This window comes from Bradyrhizobium sp. MI1.7 (genome assembly GCF_055811795.1).
Map to the genome: position 1 here is coordinate 1 of NZ_JBVVPO010000020.1, position 13,983 is coordinate 13,983.

Annotated in this window: 16 protein-coding genes; 12 read left to right on the top strand and 4 right to left on the bottom strand. The window is 65.1% G+C overall.

What is annotated here, in order from left to right; translation table 11 throughout:
- Window positions 1-223: 223 nt before the first annotated feature.
- Window positions 224-754: a DUF3617 domain-containing protein gene (locus AC0L3X_RS19490; RefSeq protein WP_063985575.1), complete on the bottom strand. Its 531-nt coding sequence runs from the start codon at window positions 752-754 to the stop codon at window positions 224-226.
- Window positions 755-783: 29 nt separating this feature from the next.
- Window positions 784-1,077, bottom strand: coding sequence for a hypothetical protein (locus AC0L3X_RS19495; RefSeq protein ID WP_063985576.1), 294 nt, complete (start codon window positions 1,075-1,077; stop codon window positions 784-786).
- 183 nt (window positions 1,078-1,260) lie between these two features.
- Here AC0L3X_RS19495 and AC0L3X_RS19500 point away from each other — a divergent pair, with 183 nt between their 5' ends.
- From AC0L3X_RS19500 to AC0L3X_RS19515, 4 genes are all read left to right on the top strand, one after another.
- Window positions 1,261-1,722: a hypothetical protein gene (locus tag AC0L3X_RS19500; RefSeq protein ID WP_063985577.1), complete on the top strand. Its 462-nt coding sequence runs from the start codon at window positions 1,261-1,263 to the stop codon at window positions 1,720-1,722.
- A 122-nt stretch (window positions 1,723-1,844) separates the two neighbouring features.
- Window positions 1,845-2,567, top strand: coding sequence for a ribonuclease T2 family protein (locus tag AC0L3X_RS19505; protein ID WP_063985578.1), 723 nt, complete (start codon window positions 1,845-1,847; stop codon window positions 2,565-2,567).
- Between the two features lie 121 nt (window positions 2,568-2,688).
- Entirely contained in the window at window positions 2,689-3,549 is an 861-nt protein-coding gene (locus AC0L3X_RS19510) for a 23S rRNA (adenine(2030)-N(6))-methyltransferase RlmJ (RefSeq protein WP_063985579.1), read from the top strand.
- Between the two features lie 254 nt (window positions 3,550-3,803).
- On the top strand, window positions 3,804-4,019 hold the full coding sequence (locus tag AC0L3X_RS19515; RefSeq protein WP_063986700.1) for a cold-shock protein: 216 nt from the start codon (window positions 3,804-3,806) through the stop codon (window positions 4,017-4,019).
- A gap of 85 nt (window positions 4,020-4,104) precedes the next feature.
- Here AC0L3X_RS19515 and AC0L3X_RS19520 read toward each other — a convergent pair whose 3' ends face one another.
- Complete coding sequence (locus tag AC0L3X_RS19520) at window positions 4,105-4,728, bottom strand: outer membrane protein (protein ID WP_014491976.1); 624 nt, start codon at window positions 4,726-4,728, stop codon at window positions 4,105-4,107.
- A 249-nt stretch (window positions 4,729-4,977) separates the two neighbouring features.
- On the opposite strand from AC0L3X_RS19520, the gene uvrC reads away from it, so the two are divergent.
- The 7 genes from uvrC to AC0L3X_RS19555 all read left to right on the top strand — a co-directional run bounded on the left by uvrC (window position 4,978) and on the right by AC0L3X_RS19555 (window position 11,258).
- Window positions 4,978-7,041 (top strand): excinuclease ABC subunit UvrC, encoded by a 2,064-nt coding sequence (gene uvrC, locus AC0L3X_RS19525; protein WP_085403343.1) that lies wholly within the window; start codon window positions 4,978-4,980, stop codon window positions 7,039-7,041.
- Between the two features lie 96 nt (window positions 7,042-7,137).
- On the top strand, window positions 7,138-7,755 hold the full coding sequence (pgsA, locus tag AC0L3X_RS19530; protein ID WP_014491974.1) for a CDP-diacylglycerol--glycerol-3-phosphate 3-phosphatidyltransferase: 618 nt from the start codon (window positions 7,138-7,140) through the stop codon (window positions 7,753-7,755).
- The gene (moaD, locus tag AC0L3X_RS19535) at window positions 7,752-8,003 is read left to right on the top strand and encodes a molybdopterin converting factor subunit 1 (protein ID WP_015688556.1); all 252 of its coding nucleotides are present in this window, start codon (window positions 7,752-7,754) and stop codon (window positions 8,001-8,003) included. The genes pgsA and moaD overlap by 4 nt, the downstream gene beginning before the upstream one ends.
- Before the next feature lie 3 nt (window positions 8,004-8,006).
- Window positions 8,007-8,489, top strand: coding sequence for a molybdenum cofactor biosynthesis protein MoaE (locus AC0L3X_RS19540; protein ID WP_063985580.1), 483 nt, complete (start codon window positions 8,007-8,009; stop codon window positions 8,487-8,489).
- Complete coding sequence (gene prmB, locus AC0L3X_RS19545) at window positions 8,489-9,448, top strand: 50S ribosomal protein L3 N(5)-glutamine methyltransferase (RefSeq protein WP_063985581.1); 960 nt, start codon at window positions 8,489-8,491, stop codon at window positions 9,446-9,448. The genes AC0L3X_RS19540 and prmB overlap by 1 nt, the downstream gene beginning before the upstream one ends.
- A 90-nt stretch (window positions 9,449-9,538) precedes the next feature.
- Window positions 9,539-10,126, top strand: a complete 588-nt coding sequence (locus AC0L3X_RS19550; RefSeq protein WP_063985582.1) for a phage holin family protein — start codon at window positions 9,539-9,541, stop codon at window positions 10,124-10,126.
- Window position 10,127: 1 nt separating this feature from the next.
- On the top strand, window positions 10,128-11,258 hold the full coding sequence (locus tag AC0L3X_RS19555) for a YihY/virulence factor BrkB family protein (protein ID WP_231143638.1): 1,131 nt from the start codon (window positions 10,128-10,130) through the stop codon (window positions 11,256-11,258).
- Between the two features lie 49 nt (window positions 11,259-11,307).
- Here AC0L3X_RS19555 and AC0L3X_RS19560 read toward each other — a convergent pair whose 3' ends face one another.
- Window positions 11,308-12,147, bottom strand: coding sequence for a class I SAM-dependent methyltransferase (locus AC0L3X_RS19560; protein WP_354132205.1), 840 nt, complete (start codon window positions 12,145-12,147; stop codon window positions 11,308-11,310).
- 119 nt (window positions 12,148-12,266) lie between these two features.
- Here AC0L3X_RS19560 and AC0L3X_RS19565 point away from each other — a divergent pair, with 119 nt between their 5' ends.
- Window positions 12,267-13,829, top strand: a complete 1,563-nt coding sequence (locus tag AC0L3X_RS19565; RefSeq protein ID WP_063985584.1) for a winged helix-turn-helix domain-containing protein — start codon at window positions 12,267-12,269, stop codon at window positions 13,827-13,829.
- The last annotated feature ends 154 nt before the right edge of the window (window positions 13,830-13,983 follow it).

Genomic DNA, 13,983 nt, shown 5'->3' on the forward strand with positions numbered 1-13,983 from the left:
CGTCCGCTTGACCGCCATCGCTACCCTCCAAGGCTTTGCCCTAGGGAATCACAATTGACGAATTACGCAACAGGCCCCTTGTGGGAGAAGGTGGCGCGAAGCGCCGGATGAGGGGTTGTTTCCGCGAATTCAGAAGTAAGAGAGTCACGCGCGGAGACCCCTCACCCGTCTCGCCGCTACGCGGCGAGCCACCCTCTCCCACAAGGGGAGAGGGAAGACAAACCTACTTCGGCAACAGCGCCTTCAGCTTGTCCATGTCGCGCACGTTCATCTTGAAGCCGCCGGGCATCACGATGTCACCGGGCTTCTGGTCGGGCTTGCAGGCCCCCAGCCACTTGGCTTCGAGCTGCATCGTGGTGTCGCGGCCTGCTGCGCCGGCGGCGCCGCCTTGCGCGTGCGACGAGGTCTTCACCGTATAGGCCGAGTTGAAATCGCCGGTGATCTCGGCATGCGAGGTCGTGCTGATGCCGGCGACGTTGCACTCGGAATCGCTGACATAGCCGGTCGCGGTCTTCTTGATGTCCTGCTTGGCGCAGATCTGCTTGGCCATCGGGGAGACGTTGTTGTTCATCTCCTTGTCGACGGTCTCGTCGGTGCAGTGCTGCATGGTCATCTCGGGCATGGGCGTGCCGGTCCTGACCATCTTCATTTCCCAGAGACCGGCCTTGCGCACCGGCAGATCGTCGGCGCTGGCGCTGCCTGCCGACACCACAAGACAAAGGGCCGAGCCGAGCAAAGCGAGCTTGCGCGTCATGTGGAAGCTCCCGACGTTCCGAAAGCGCCTCAGTACAGCGTGCGGATCGGCTGTTGGGCAGCGCCATAGGGCACCCAACGGCAGGAGAACGAGATGTAGCCGCCCTCAAAGGCCTGCACCGCGAGGAATTTCACGACCTTGCCGTAGCGCGCGCAGTGATCGACCGCGACCTGCCGCGCATCCGCCTGGGTCGCCAGCGAATAAGCGATGATGCCGCCGGTGTCGTTGCCCTTGAACGGAGGCACCGGAAGGAGATCGGCGCGTGCCGACTGGCTGGCCATCATACCCAGGGCAAGAAAGCCCGCGGCCGCAATGATTCGCATTCCCGTCACTCCAATTGGTTGGCGCCAGTTTACGGTGCCGGGAGGTCCATGAAAAGAACTGATGCCCCGCCGGCTGCGAGGTTGGGGTCAACTCTTGGCCAAGTGTTGCCGCGCTGCACTTGACCTGCCCCGGCCTTCGCGGCACCGTCCATCCTTCGCAAGACCCAGCTGTCCGGATTGCCCATGCGCGCCCTCCCCCTGAAATCGCTCCGCTTTGCCACCTTGCTTGGCCTCATGTTCGGAGCGCTGTCGCTCGGTGAGGCCAGGGCCGCCAATCCGCTGGAGCTGAACTTCTGGCTGAACGGGCCGCGCTATGACGGCGCCGTCGTCGATTGCGAGAGGGCGCTGCCGACCATCGCCACCCAGTTCTGGGAGAAGGAAAGCTCGTTCTGGAATTCCTCGTTGAAGATCACCGGCTTCGCCGCCGTTCACGAGATCGCGTTCCGGCCCTGGCAGTCCGACAACATTCCGCGCCGCTATTGCACCGGCGACGCCATGCTCAATGACGGCAAGGTGCGCAAGGTGCATTTCTCGATCATCGAGGATGGCGGCTTCTCCGGCTACGGCAATGGTGTGGAATGGTGCGTGGTCGGGCTTGACCGCAACTGGGCCTACAATCCGTCCTGCCGCGCCGCCAGGCCCTGAGCCTCGATCGAAAGGCCTGAATCGGACTGATCAGGCGCCTGACGGGCCGGCCCGAATTTTGTTCTTGAAATGTTCTTGTTGCCTGCTAGGCTGATTGCACAGTCTAGTTGAGGGGCGTCGCCATGTTTCATTTTAGATTGCGTTCGTTCACCCGTCTCGTGATCTCACTGACCCTCCCCCTGGTTCTGGCCGCCGGGCTGGTCGCGCTGCCGGGCGGCGCGAAGGCCCAGGACAAACGGCAGAACGCGCCCGGCGAATTCGACTTCTATGTGCTGTCGCTGTCATGGTCGCCCTCGTTCTGCGAGGAGGCGTCCGAGCGCAACCGCGGCGGCGGCGGCGGTGGTCGCTCGCAGATGCAGTGCAGCGGGCGGCCCTACGCGTTCGTGGTGCACGGGCTGTGGCCGCAATATGAGAATGGCTTCCCTGAATATTGCCAGCGGCCGTCGCCACGCCTGAACCGCAACATCGTCTCTTCGATGCTCGATTTGATGCCGGCGCCGGGGCTGATCTTCAACGAGTGGGACAAGCACGGCACCTGCTCCGGGCTCGACAGCCGCAATTATTTCGAGACGATCCGAAAGGCGCGCGCCGCGATCAAGATCCCGGCGGAATATCTCGAACTGTCGCAGGCCAAGACCGTGGCGCCGGGCGAGGTGGAGGAAGCCTTCATCAAGGCCAATGCGGGCCTGAGCAACGCGGCCATCTCGGTCACCTGCAATCGGACCCGGCTCTCCGAGGTCCGCATCTGCCTCAGCAAGGACCTGCAATTCCGGGCCTGCGAGGAGATCGAGCGCCGCGCCTGCCGCCGCGACCAGGTGACGATGCCGCCGATCAGAGGTGGCTAGTCCAAGTGTTTGTGCCCCGGACGCAGCGCCGGTTCGGCGGTGCGCTGCAGATTCGGGGCCCATGCCGGCACAGGCGCGCATCCCGCTTTGCTCAAGCCGTGACGTAGCGTAGTCCTGTCTCATGAACTACCGTCACGCCTTCCACGCCGGAAACTTCGCCGATGTCATCAAGCACATCGTGCTCGCGCGCATCATTACTTACCTCCAGGACAAGCCGGGGGCATTCCGTGTCATCGACACCCATGCCGGCGCTGGCCTCTACGATCTCGAAAGCGACGAGGCGCGCCGTAGCGGCGAATGGCTGACCGGCATCGCGCGGCTGATGCAGGCGCGCCTGTCGAACGACGCCGTGGCGCTGGCCAAGCCCTATCTCGACATCGTTCGCGCCTACAATCCGAAGGGCGAGCTCAAGGCCTATCCGGGTTCGCCGCTGATCACGCGCGGCCTGCTGCGGCCGCAGGACCGCCTCGTTGCCTGCGAGCTCGAGCCGAAGGCGCGCAAGGCGCTGATCGGTGTGCTGCGCCGCGACGAACAGGCGCGCGTGGTCGATCTCGACGGCTGGGTCGCGCTGCCGGCCTTCGTGCCACCGAAGGAACGGCGCGGGCTCGTGCTGATCGACCCGCCGTTCGAGGCGAAAGACGAGTTCGAAAAGCTCGGCGACGCCTTCGCGGCGGCTTTCACCAAATGGCCGACCGGTATCTATGTAATCTGGTATCCGGCCAAGAGCCGGCGCGCCACCGACACGCTGGTGCAATCAGTGGCGCGGCTCGCAGCCGCAGCAAAACCGCCAGGAAAATGTCTGCGTCTCGAATTCAGTGTCGCGCCGCAGCTTGATGGCGCCGCCCTCACCTCCGCCGGATTGTTGATCGTCAATCCGCCGTACACGCTGCATGGCGAGCTCAAGACGATCCTGCCCGAGCTGGAGATACCGCTCGGACAGGGCGGAGCTGCCAGATTCCGATTAGAGGTGCCGAGACCGTAACACCCCGGCATTCTTGGGAAAAAGATGCAGGAGCGGTAGTCAATCTGCAGAGAACCGTATTATGCTGTTTCCGTGACTGGCTTTACGTTCCGCTTCCGCGAATGGTTGCGGCGGAGTGAAGGCCTAAGAAAGATCCGATCGGACCGAAAGAAAGGTCCGCCCAAGGATGGCCAGCTCCCGGGCTTCGTAAGGCCCGGTCATGTCGTGACGTGAGTCTGCGTCGCGACGGAGGAGCAATGAGGGGGAGTTTCCCGATGGCCATGACGGGAACGGTCAAGTTTTTTAACGGCGAGCGCGGCTACGGTTTCATCAAGCCCGACGACGGCGGGCGCGACGTCTTCGTGCACATTACTGCTGTGGAGCGGGCGGGACTGAAAGATCTCGCCGAAGGACAGCGCATTACTTTTGAAGTCGAGCCGGACAAGAAGGGGAAGGGACCAAAGGCAGTCAATTTGGTCATCGTCTCCTAGAGCGTTTTCGAGCGAACACCTGGCGAAAAAAATCCCGGCCGCGAGCGGCCGGGAGGCTGTTGTCCGGTATTTTCTTCTTCAACTATCAGAAGTGATAGTTCACGCCTGCGCGCACAACGCTGGCGCTATAGCCGTTTGACACGCCGGTAATTGCGAACTGGCTCGTCGACAGATCGATGTAGAGATATTCGAGCTTGGCGCTCCAGTTCGGCGCGAAGCCGACTTCCGCGCCGGCACCGATGGTCCAGCCTGCGGTGGTGTGCGACTCCGTCCAGCCGAATGTCTGCGCGCGCAGTTCGCCGAAGGCGAGGCCGGCGGTGCCGTAGAACAGCACGTTGCTGAAGGCATAGCCCGCACGGCCGCGCAGCGTGCCGAACCAGGGGTTGGAGAACTTCCACGGCGCGAAGGTGTCATCAGCGCCCGCGGCCTGGATATCGCCCTCGACGCCGAACACCCATGGACCGTTCTGGAAATTGTAGCCGGCCTGTACACCGCCGACGAAACCGGAGGGCTTGACGGGCGAGTTACTCACCGAGCCCCACTCATAGCCGAGATTGGCACCGAGATACGGACCGGCCCAACTATAGGCATTGAGCGGCTGATTGACGGTGTAGGGCGCACCCTGCCCGTAATTGAGATCGGCGGCCTCTGCCGAAGCTGTCCAGCCGGCTGCAACCAACACGGCTGCGCCTACAACGAACCCCCTCATCGGTACTCTCCAACGCAACGGCCGCCCCCCGCGATGCCTGCGCCGCCGCGCAAGGCAAAATCGCATGGTTACGGAACCTCCTCTTTTTCGCGTAAGATTTATCGAGAGTTTTAAGTTAAAGGCCTGTTAAGCCGGGTTACCACGCTCTTAACAGGCTTAAGCAAGTGTTACCCGGAACCGCGCCGCCATCCTGTGTGTGCCGCAAGGCTGGAACTTCAAATCGGCACCCCCAGCGCTTAAATTCGCATCATGGCTCACGATTCCACCGACAATCCGGACGACGCACGCGCGCGCAAATCTCCGCGCGGCACGACGGCCGACGCCCCGCCGGAGAGCCTGGCGCCGCCGGACCTCGATCCCGCCACCACCGCTGGCGAGGACGAGGACGACGCGCTGCTGCCTGACATCCTGGAGGAGAGCGGCGCGGTCGGCGAAGAGCCGCTGGCGACCGGCCATGAAGCGATCGAGCGCGCGGTCCGCCTCGCGCCCACCTCGCCGGGCGTCTATCGCATGCTCAGCGCCAATGCCGACGTGCTCTATGTCGGCAAGGCCAAGAACGTCAAAAAGCGCCTGTCGAACTATGCGCGCCAGAGCGCGCCGCAACCGGCGCGCATCCTGCGCATGATCGCAGCCACGGTGACCGTGGAGATCGTCTCGACCAACACCGAGACCGAAGCGCTGCTGCTGGAAGCCAATCTCATCAAGCAGCTCCGGCCGCGCTTCAACGTGCAGCTGCGCGACGACAAGTCGTTTCCCTACATCCTGATCACCGGCGACCATTGGGCGCCGCAGATCCTCAAGCATCGTGGTGCGCAGTCGCGGCCCGGCCGCTATTTCGGCCCGTTCGCTTCCGCCGGTGCGGTCAACCGCACCATCACCGCCTTGCAGCGCGCGTTCCTGATCCGCTCCTGCACCGATTCCTTCTTCGAGAGCCGCTCGCGGCCCTGCCTGCTCTACCAGATCCGTCGCTGCGCCGGCCCCTGTACCCGCGAGATCGATTTCCCCGGCTATACGACGCTGGTGCGCGAGGCGACAGACTTCCTCTCCGGCAAGAGCCAAGCGGTGAAGCAGGAGCTTGCCGGCGAGATGGAGAAGGCCTCCGGCGAGCTCGAATTCGAGACCGCGGCACTCTACCGCGACCGCCTCGCCGCGCTGTCGGCGATCCAGTCGCAGCAGGGCATCAATCCGCGCACGGTGGAAGAAGCCGACGTGTTCGCCATCCACCAGGAGGGCGGCTTCTCCTGCGTCGAAGTGTTCTTCTTCCGCACCGGACAGAACTGGGGCAACCGCGCCTATTTCCCGCGCGCAGAGAAGACCTATACGCCGGAGGAAGTGCTGGGGTCCTTCCTCGCCCAGTTCTACGACGACAAGCCGCCGCCGAAGAACATCCTGCTCTCGCACGAGATCGAGGAAAGCGAGCTGCTCGCCAATGCGCTGTCGATCAAGGCCGGCCACAAGATCGAGGTCACGGCGCCCAAGCGCGGCGAGAAGAAGGAGCTGGTCGCCCACGCGCTGACCAATGCGCGCGAGGCGTTGGGCCGCAAGCTCGCGGACACCGCGACACAGAGCCGCCTGCTCGACGCCATGGCCACGACGCTGAGCCTGCCGCATTCGCCCAAGCGCATCGAGGTCTACGACAACAGCCACATCCAGGGCACCAATGCGGTCGGCGCCATGATCGTCGCCGGGCCCGATGGTTTCGTGAAGAACCAGTACCGCAAGTTCAACATCAAGTCGGAAGGGCTCACGCCGGGCGACGATTATGGCATGATGAAAGAGGTGCTGGAGCGCCGCTTCAAGCGCCTGATCAATCCGCCCGAGGACGCCGCCGGCAAGGCCAAGGACGACGACTTCCCGCAATGGCCCGACCTCGTGATCATCGACGGCGGTCGCGGCCAGCTCAACGCCGTCCGGGAGATCTTTACGAATCTCGGCCTGACCCAGGTGTCGCTGATGTCGGTCGCCAAGGGACCGGACCGGGATGCCGGCCGCGAAACCCTGTTCATGCCGGAGCGCGAGGCGATCAAGCTGGAGCCGCGCGATCCCGTGCTTTATTTCATCCAGCGCCTGCGCGACGAGGCCCACCGCTTCGTCATCGGCTCGCACCGCAAGCTGCGCAAGAAGGACATCCGCGAGGCCGGTTTGCAGGAGATTCCGGGCATCGGCCCGTCACGCAAACGTGCCTTGCTGCACCATTTCGGAACCCTGAAGGAGATCGAGCGGGCCTCGATCGCCGATCTCGGCAAGGTTCCGGGGGTGAGCGCCGAGAGCGCCCGCAGGATTTTCGACTATTTCCATCCCCAGCCGGGGTGAACTAAGGGGGCCGCGGTCATATGGTCGTCGCATGCTGCACCTCATTTGGGGAGCGGGACGGTTGACCTTCAGGCACGAGCGGTATTGGTAGGACGGATGAACATCGCCACGACACGAGGGACGACCAGCCGCGCGATGTCCCTCCCGAACATCCTGACCTATGGCCGGATCGCCGCGATCCCGGTCGTGGTCGGGTGCATCTATGCACAGTCGATTCTGGATCAGCCGCTGTGGCTGCGGTGGGTCGCGGTCGCCATCTTTATCGCGGCGGCAGTGACCGATTACCTCGACGGCTATTACGCGCGGATCTGGAATCAGCAATCGGCGTTCGGCCGGATGCTCGATCCGATCGCCGACAAGCTGCTGGTGGCCTCCTGCCTGCTGATGCTCGCCGCCGACGGCATCATCCATGGCTGGTCGCTATGGGCCGCCATCGTGATCCTGTGCCGCGAGATCCTGGTCTCGGGCCTGCGCGAATATCTCGCGGCGTTGCGGGTGAGCGTTCCCGTGACAAAGCTTGCGAAGTGGAAGACGACCGTTCAGCTCATCGCCATCGGCTTCCTGCTCGCTGGCCCGGCCGGCGATGAGGTGGTGCCCGTGGTCTCGATGATCGGGCTGGCGCTGCTCTGGGCCTCGGCGATCCTCACCATATACACGGGCTACGACTATTTCCGCGCCGGCATCCATCACCTCATCAAGGAGGATGAGGCATGAAGGTGAAGTACTTCGCCTGGGTGCGCGAGCGCGTCGGCAAGGCCGAGGAGACCATCGAGCCGCCGGCGACCGTGCGCACCGTCGAGGAGCTGATCGCCTGGCTGTCCGGCCGGAGCGAGGCCTATGCCTACGCCTTCGAGAAGCCGAAGGTGATCCGCACCGCGATCGATCATGCCCATGTCAAATCGGACGCCGCGATCGCGGGCGCCCGCGAGATCGCGTTTTTCCCGCCGATGACCGGCGGCTAGGCCATGACCTCCCCCGCCGGCCCCTGCCCCGTCACCATCCGCATCCAGCAGGACGATTTCGACATCGCGCGCGAGATCGCGATCCTGACCGGGAGCCGCACCGACATCGGCGCGGTCGTAAGCTTTTCCGGCATCTGCCGCGGCGACGAGAACAGCGCGAAGATCGCCGCCCTCACGCTCGAACATTATCCCGGCATGGCGGAAGAAGAGATCAAGCGCCATGCCGACGAAGCTACATCGCGCTGGCCGCTGAACGGCGTCACCATCATTCATCGCGTCGGGCGGTTCATGCCCGGGCAGAATATCGTGCTGGTGCTCACGGCGTCGCAGCACCGCCAGGCGGCGTTCCAGGCGGCCGAGTTCCTGATGGATTATCTCAAGACCAGCGCCCCGTTCTGGAAGAAGGAAGAGAGCGCCACCGGTACCGGCTGGGTCGAAGCCCACGCCCGTGACGACGAGGCCGCCGCACGCTGGACCCGATCCTGATGGCACAAGCATCCAAGAAGACCACGCGCGGCCGCGCCGCGCCAAAGCTCGCGAAGGTCGGCCGCGGCGAGTTGCTCACGCTGATCGATTTCGTGCGCTACGCCGTGAGCCGCTTCACCGAGGCGAAGCTCGCCTTTGCCCATGGCACGACCGATCCGGTCGCGGAAGCAGCCTTCCTGGTCTGCGAAGCCCTGCATCTGCATCCCGACCAGTTCGAGATCTTTGCCCATGCCTGCGTCACGTCGGCGGAAGGCAAGACCATCGTCGACCTCATCCATCAGCGCGTCACCACGCGCAAACCGACCGCCTATCTCGTCAACAAGATCTACATGCGCGGCCTGCCCTTCTATGTCGACGAGCGCGTCATCGTTCCGCGCTCCTTCATCGGCGAGCTGCTGGAGTCGCATTTCGGCGGCGACGGCGAGGCGGGCTCGCTGATCGACGACCCCACGGCCGTCGAACGTGTGCTCGATCTCTGCACGGGCTCGGGATGTCTCGCCATCCTTGCCGCGCATCATTTCCCGAATGCCACCGTTGATGCCGTCGACATCTCCAAGGGCGCGCTCGAAGTCGCCACACGAAATGTCGGCGAATTCGGGCTCGATGACCGGATCAGCCTGCATCGCGGCGACCTGTTCGCCCCGCTCGGCGACAACAGATACGACCTGATCATCACCAACCCGCCCTACGTCGATGCCGAAGGCATGGCGGCGCTGCCGCCGGAGTGCCGCGCCGAGCCGAAGCTCGCCTTTGACGGCGGCGCCGACGGTCTCGACGTGGTGCGCCGGATCTTGCGCGATGCGCCCGATCACCTGACGCCGGATGGCGGCTTGATCTGCGAGATCGGCCGCGGCCGCGAACTGGTCGACGAGGCCTTTCCGGAACTGCCGCTGCTCTGGCTCGACACCGAGGAATCCGAGGGCGAGGTGTTCTGGATCGCGGCCGCCGATCTCGGCTGATCCGTCCCGGCACCCGCGCTCCGCGCGGAACAAGTCAAATTCCGCCACGTTCATCCCCCGACGATTTTTTCGTTCTCGGAGGATGTCCGCATGCTCGCGCCATCGGGCGAACTGCTGCGCGCCGGCATGGCGCTCAAGATCAATCACCTCAAGCGCGCCGCGCGATCGTACTTGCGCGACCGCACCAATCAGGCCACGGGCCGCGCGACGTCCTATGCGGTCGCGGCAGGACTGTTCGCAATGGCCGGGCTGTTCCTGATCGCCACCCTCTTTGTCGGCCTGATCGCCCTTTATCGTTGGGTCGCAATCACCCACGGACAATTCTGGGGCTTCGGTGCCGTCGCGGCCGTGCTCCTGGTGCTGGCCGTATCCTGCGCCGGCCTGGCTCAGGCCCAAATGAAGCGTCGGGACAAGCCGATCGTGCCGCTTGCCAGCCGTATGCGCGTTGCGATCGCCACCCCGCGGATCCCGCGCGGAACGGTCAAGCAGGCGGTGAAAGAGGTCGCAACGACGATTCCGCTGGTGTCGCCCGCACCGGGCGAACGTGGCCGTGGCGGCAACGCCGTGTCGGCTCGGACCAACCGGCCCGTGCAGCTAGGTCTGATGCTCGCAGCCGTCGGGCTGCTGGGCTTCACGGCCGCACGGCGGCGGCGACACGGCCACAGATTGGACGCTTGAAATGCGCGCGCGGCGCACCGAGCACCTCGACAGTTGGTTGCTGGTCGCCGCCACGGCCGTCTTCGTGCTGTCCGCGGAACGCTACTTTCAGGAGTCCGGCCCCATCCGGCCGGGGCCTCCGCAAGACCATCGCAATAATGAAGCAAACTCGCCGGAAACGAGCCCGGCCGGCGCGGCGATGCAGCTTGGCCACGGCCGGCACGCGAAAAGCCCTTTCGCGATCCCGTGGGCGGGCTGGAAAGACATCTTCTGGCGCACCTATCAGCGCATCGACGACGATCGCCTGCTCGCGACTGCGGGCGGCGTCGTCTTCTTCGGGCTGCTCGCGATCTTTCCCGCCGTGACCGCGCTGGTCTCATCCTACGGCCTGTTCGCGGATCCCTCGACGATCAGTTCCAACCTGCATTCGCTCGCGATGCTGCTGCCCGAGGGCGCGTTCCAGATCGTCGAGGACCAGGTCGCGCGCGTGGTGTCCAACGGCAATACCGCCCTGGGCGTCACCTTCCTGTTTGGCCTCTTGCTCGCGATCTGGAGCGCCAATGCGGGCGTCAAAGCCATCTTCGATGCCCTCAACGTCGCCTATGAGGAGCGCGAAAAGCGCAGCTTCGTCCGGCTGAACACGGTGTCGTTGGCTTTCACCGTCGGCAGCATCGCGGCGCTGCTGCTGATGGTGGGCACCGTGGTCGCCTTCCCGCTCGCGCTCAACCATCTCGGCATCGCGCCGGAAAGCAGGCTGATCGTCGCTCTCGCGCGATGGCCGGTGCTGTTCGTCATCCTGCTGGCGGCGCTTGCCGTCCTCTACCGCTTCGCACCGAGCCGCGACGCGCCGCGCTGGCAATGGCTGAGCCTCGGCGCGGTGACGGCCGCCATCCTCTGGATCGCCGGCTCGGCGCTCCTGTCCTGGTATCTCTCGGAATTCGCCAATTACAACGCGACCTACGGCTCGCTCGGCGCGGCGATCGGCTTGATGATGTGGATGTGGATGTCGGCGATCGTCATCATGTTCGGGGCCGAGCTGAACTCGGAGATCGAGCGGCAGACCCTTCGGGATACGACCACCGGACCGCCCAAGCCGCTCGGCACCCGCGAGGCCGTCTCGGCCGACACGGTCGGCGCCGCCGCGCCATCCTGATTGCCGGCGGTCAGGCCGGGGCTCGGCCTGACCGGATCACGACGGCAATTCAGCGCTTGCTGATCACGACCTCCAGATACTCGCTATGCACCACCACCGTACCGTCGTCGGCACGGTTGAATTCGCCGAGCAGCGCCATGAGATCGCGCCGCAGCGCGGCCTGGCCGGTCTCCTCCAGCGCCACGAACGCTTTCAGCATCGGCCCGTAATAGGATTTGAAAACCTCGAGCCAGTGCTCCGGAGAGCGATAGCGGAAGGCGAACATGCGCGGCTCGGCGGCGATCTCGGAGGCTTGGCTGCCGAACATCTCCTCAAGCCGTGCCGGCGTGCCCCACAAGGCCGGCGACTTCACGCCCGCCGGCGGCGGCAAATGCCTGCCGATGGTCTTGAAGAGCTGACCGATGAAGCCCTGGGGCGTCCAGTTGGCGAGGCCGATCTCGCCGCCGGACTTGCAGACCCGCGCGAGCTCGGACGCCGCCTTGTCCTGATCCGGCGTGAACATGACACCGAAGGTCGAGAGCACGACGTCGTAGCTGGCATCCGCAAACGGCAGCGCTTCGGCATCCGCTTCACGGAATTCGACCATCAAATGCTCCGCCGCGGCCCGTTCGCGTCCCCGCTTGAGCAACGCTGGAACATAGTCGGTCGATGTGACGTCGCACCAGCGCCGCGCGGCGGCCAGCGTCGCATTGCCGTTGCCGGCGGCGACATCAAGCACCTTGCTGCCGGCACGCAAGTCGAGCGCCTCGCAGAGCTGCTCGCCGACGATCTGCAAGGTGGTGCCGACAATGGCATAGTCGCCGGACGACCAGGCGCTGTGCTGGCGCTGCTTGACGGCGGCGAGATCTGGTTGGGCGAGGGCCGGCTTGAGCGCGGCGGACGTCGACATGGCAATTCTCCTGCGGTTGAAGACGCCGGGACGATAGGGCGCATGCGGCTCGCTGGCCTTGAGAGTGGCGTTATTTTACGCTGAGAACACCTTGATTTCCCGCTGGAGCCGAGGGCGGCGTGACATTTCATTTCGAGGATTTCGTGCTCGACCCCGCACGCCGCGAATTGCGGTGGGCAGAGACGCTCGTCGGGCTCGAGCCCCAGGTGTTCGATCTCCTGCTTTATCTGGTCCGCAACCGCGAGCGCGTGGTGACGCGGGACAACATGCTCGACGCGATCTGGAATGGCCGCGTCGTCTCGGAATCGACGCTGACCAGTCGGATCAACGCGGCGCGGCGCGCGGTCAATGACAATGGAGAAGATCAGCGGCTGATCCGCACAGTCGCGCGCAAGGGCGTGCGGTTCGTCGGCGCAGTGACCGAACGCTCCGCCGCAGCCTCATCGTCGGCGCCGGGCAAGCCGCCCGACCCAACACCGACGGAATTGCCGCTGCCCGATCGTCCCGCAATTGCCGTCCTGCCCTTCACCAACATGAGCGGCGAGGCCGAGCAGGATTATTTCTCCGACGGCATCAGCGAGGACATCATCACCGCGCTGTCGAAGCTGCGCTGGTTCTTCGTGATCGCGCGCAACTCCTCCTTCATCTACAAGGGCCGCACGGTTCACCTGCGGCAGGTCGCCGAGGAGCTCGGCGTGCGCTATGTCGTCGAGGGCAGCGTCCGCAAGGAGGGCGATCGCGTCCGCATCACCGCGCAGCTCAACGATGTCGCCACCGGCAGCCATCTCTGGGCCGAACGCTACGACCGCGAGCTCGCCGACGTCTTCGCCGTACAGGACGAGATCACCGAACGCATCGTCGCCGCGATCGAGCCGCAGCTCTATGCCGCGGAGAATTTTCGCGCCGAGCGCAAGCCGCCCGACAGCCTGGACGCCTGGGACCTTCTGATGCGCGCCCTCTCCCATTACTGGCGCGTAACGCGGCAGGACCACGTCGCGGCGCGAGCCCTGCTCGAAAAGGCCATCGCGCTCGACCCGAACTACGGCAAGGCACTCGGGCTGCTCGGCACCAGCTACATGTTCACGGCGCATATGGGCTGGATGGAGATGGCCGCCGCGCTGCCGGTGGCCGAGCGCGCGGCGCGGGCCGCGATCCGCGCCGACGACCAGGATGCCTGGGCGCATAATGCGCTCGGCCATGTCGATCTGTTCGCACGCCGGTTCGAGGATTCGCTTGCCGAATTCGAGACCGCGCTACGGCTCAATCCGAACTTTGCGCTGGCGCAGGGCTATTATGGCCTGACGCTCAGCTATTGCGGCCGCTGGCGGGATGCCGACGACGCCGCGCGGCGGGCGATCCGCCTCAGCCCGCGCGACCCCTATGCACCCGTCTATTTCGGCATCGCCGCCTTTGCCCGCTTCCTCGGCAGGGACTATGCGGAAGCGATCCGGCTCGCGCAGGAGGCCCTGCGCCAGCGCAGTGACTTCGTCGGCGGGCACCGGGTGCTGACCGCGGCCGCGGCGATGGCCGGGCAAACCGAGACCGCCCGCGCGGCGCTGAAGGAACTCCAGCGTGCCCAGCCCAACGTCTCGCTCGCCTGGATCGCCGAGTTCATGCCGATCAAGCTCGCCGCCGACCGCGAGCACTACCTCGAAGCCTTTCGCCGGGCCGGCCTGACCTAGACTGTCTGGGCATGATCTCCGCGGCAAAACCCGTGCCCGGTTTGGGGGGGGGGAAAACCGTGGGCACCTTGCCGGTGATGGGACCGGGCCCGGCTCCCGGCGCGATTGCCCCGCATGAAACAAGGTTGTTAAGGTGCCCGGGGTGGGGGGGGGT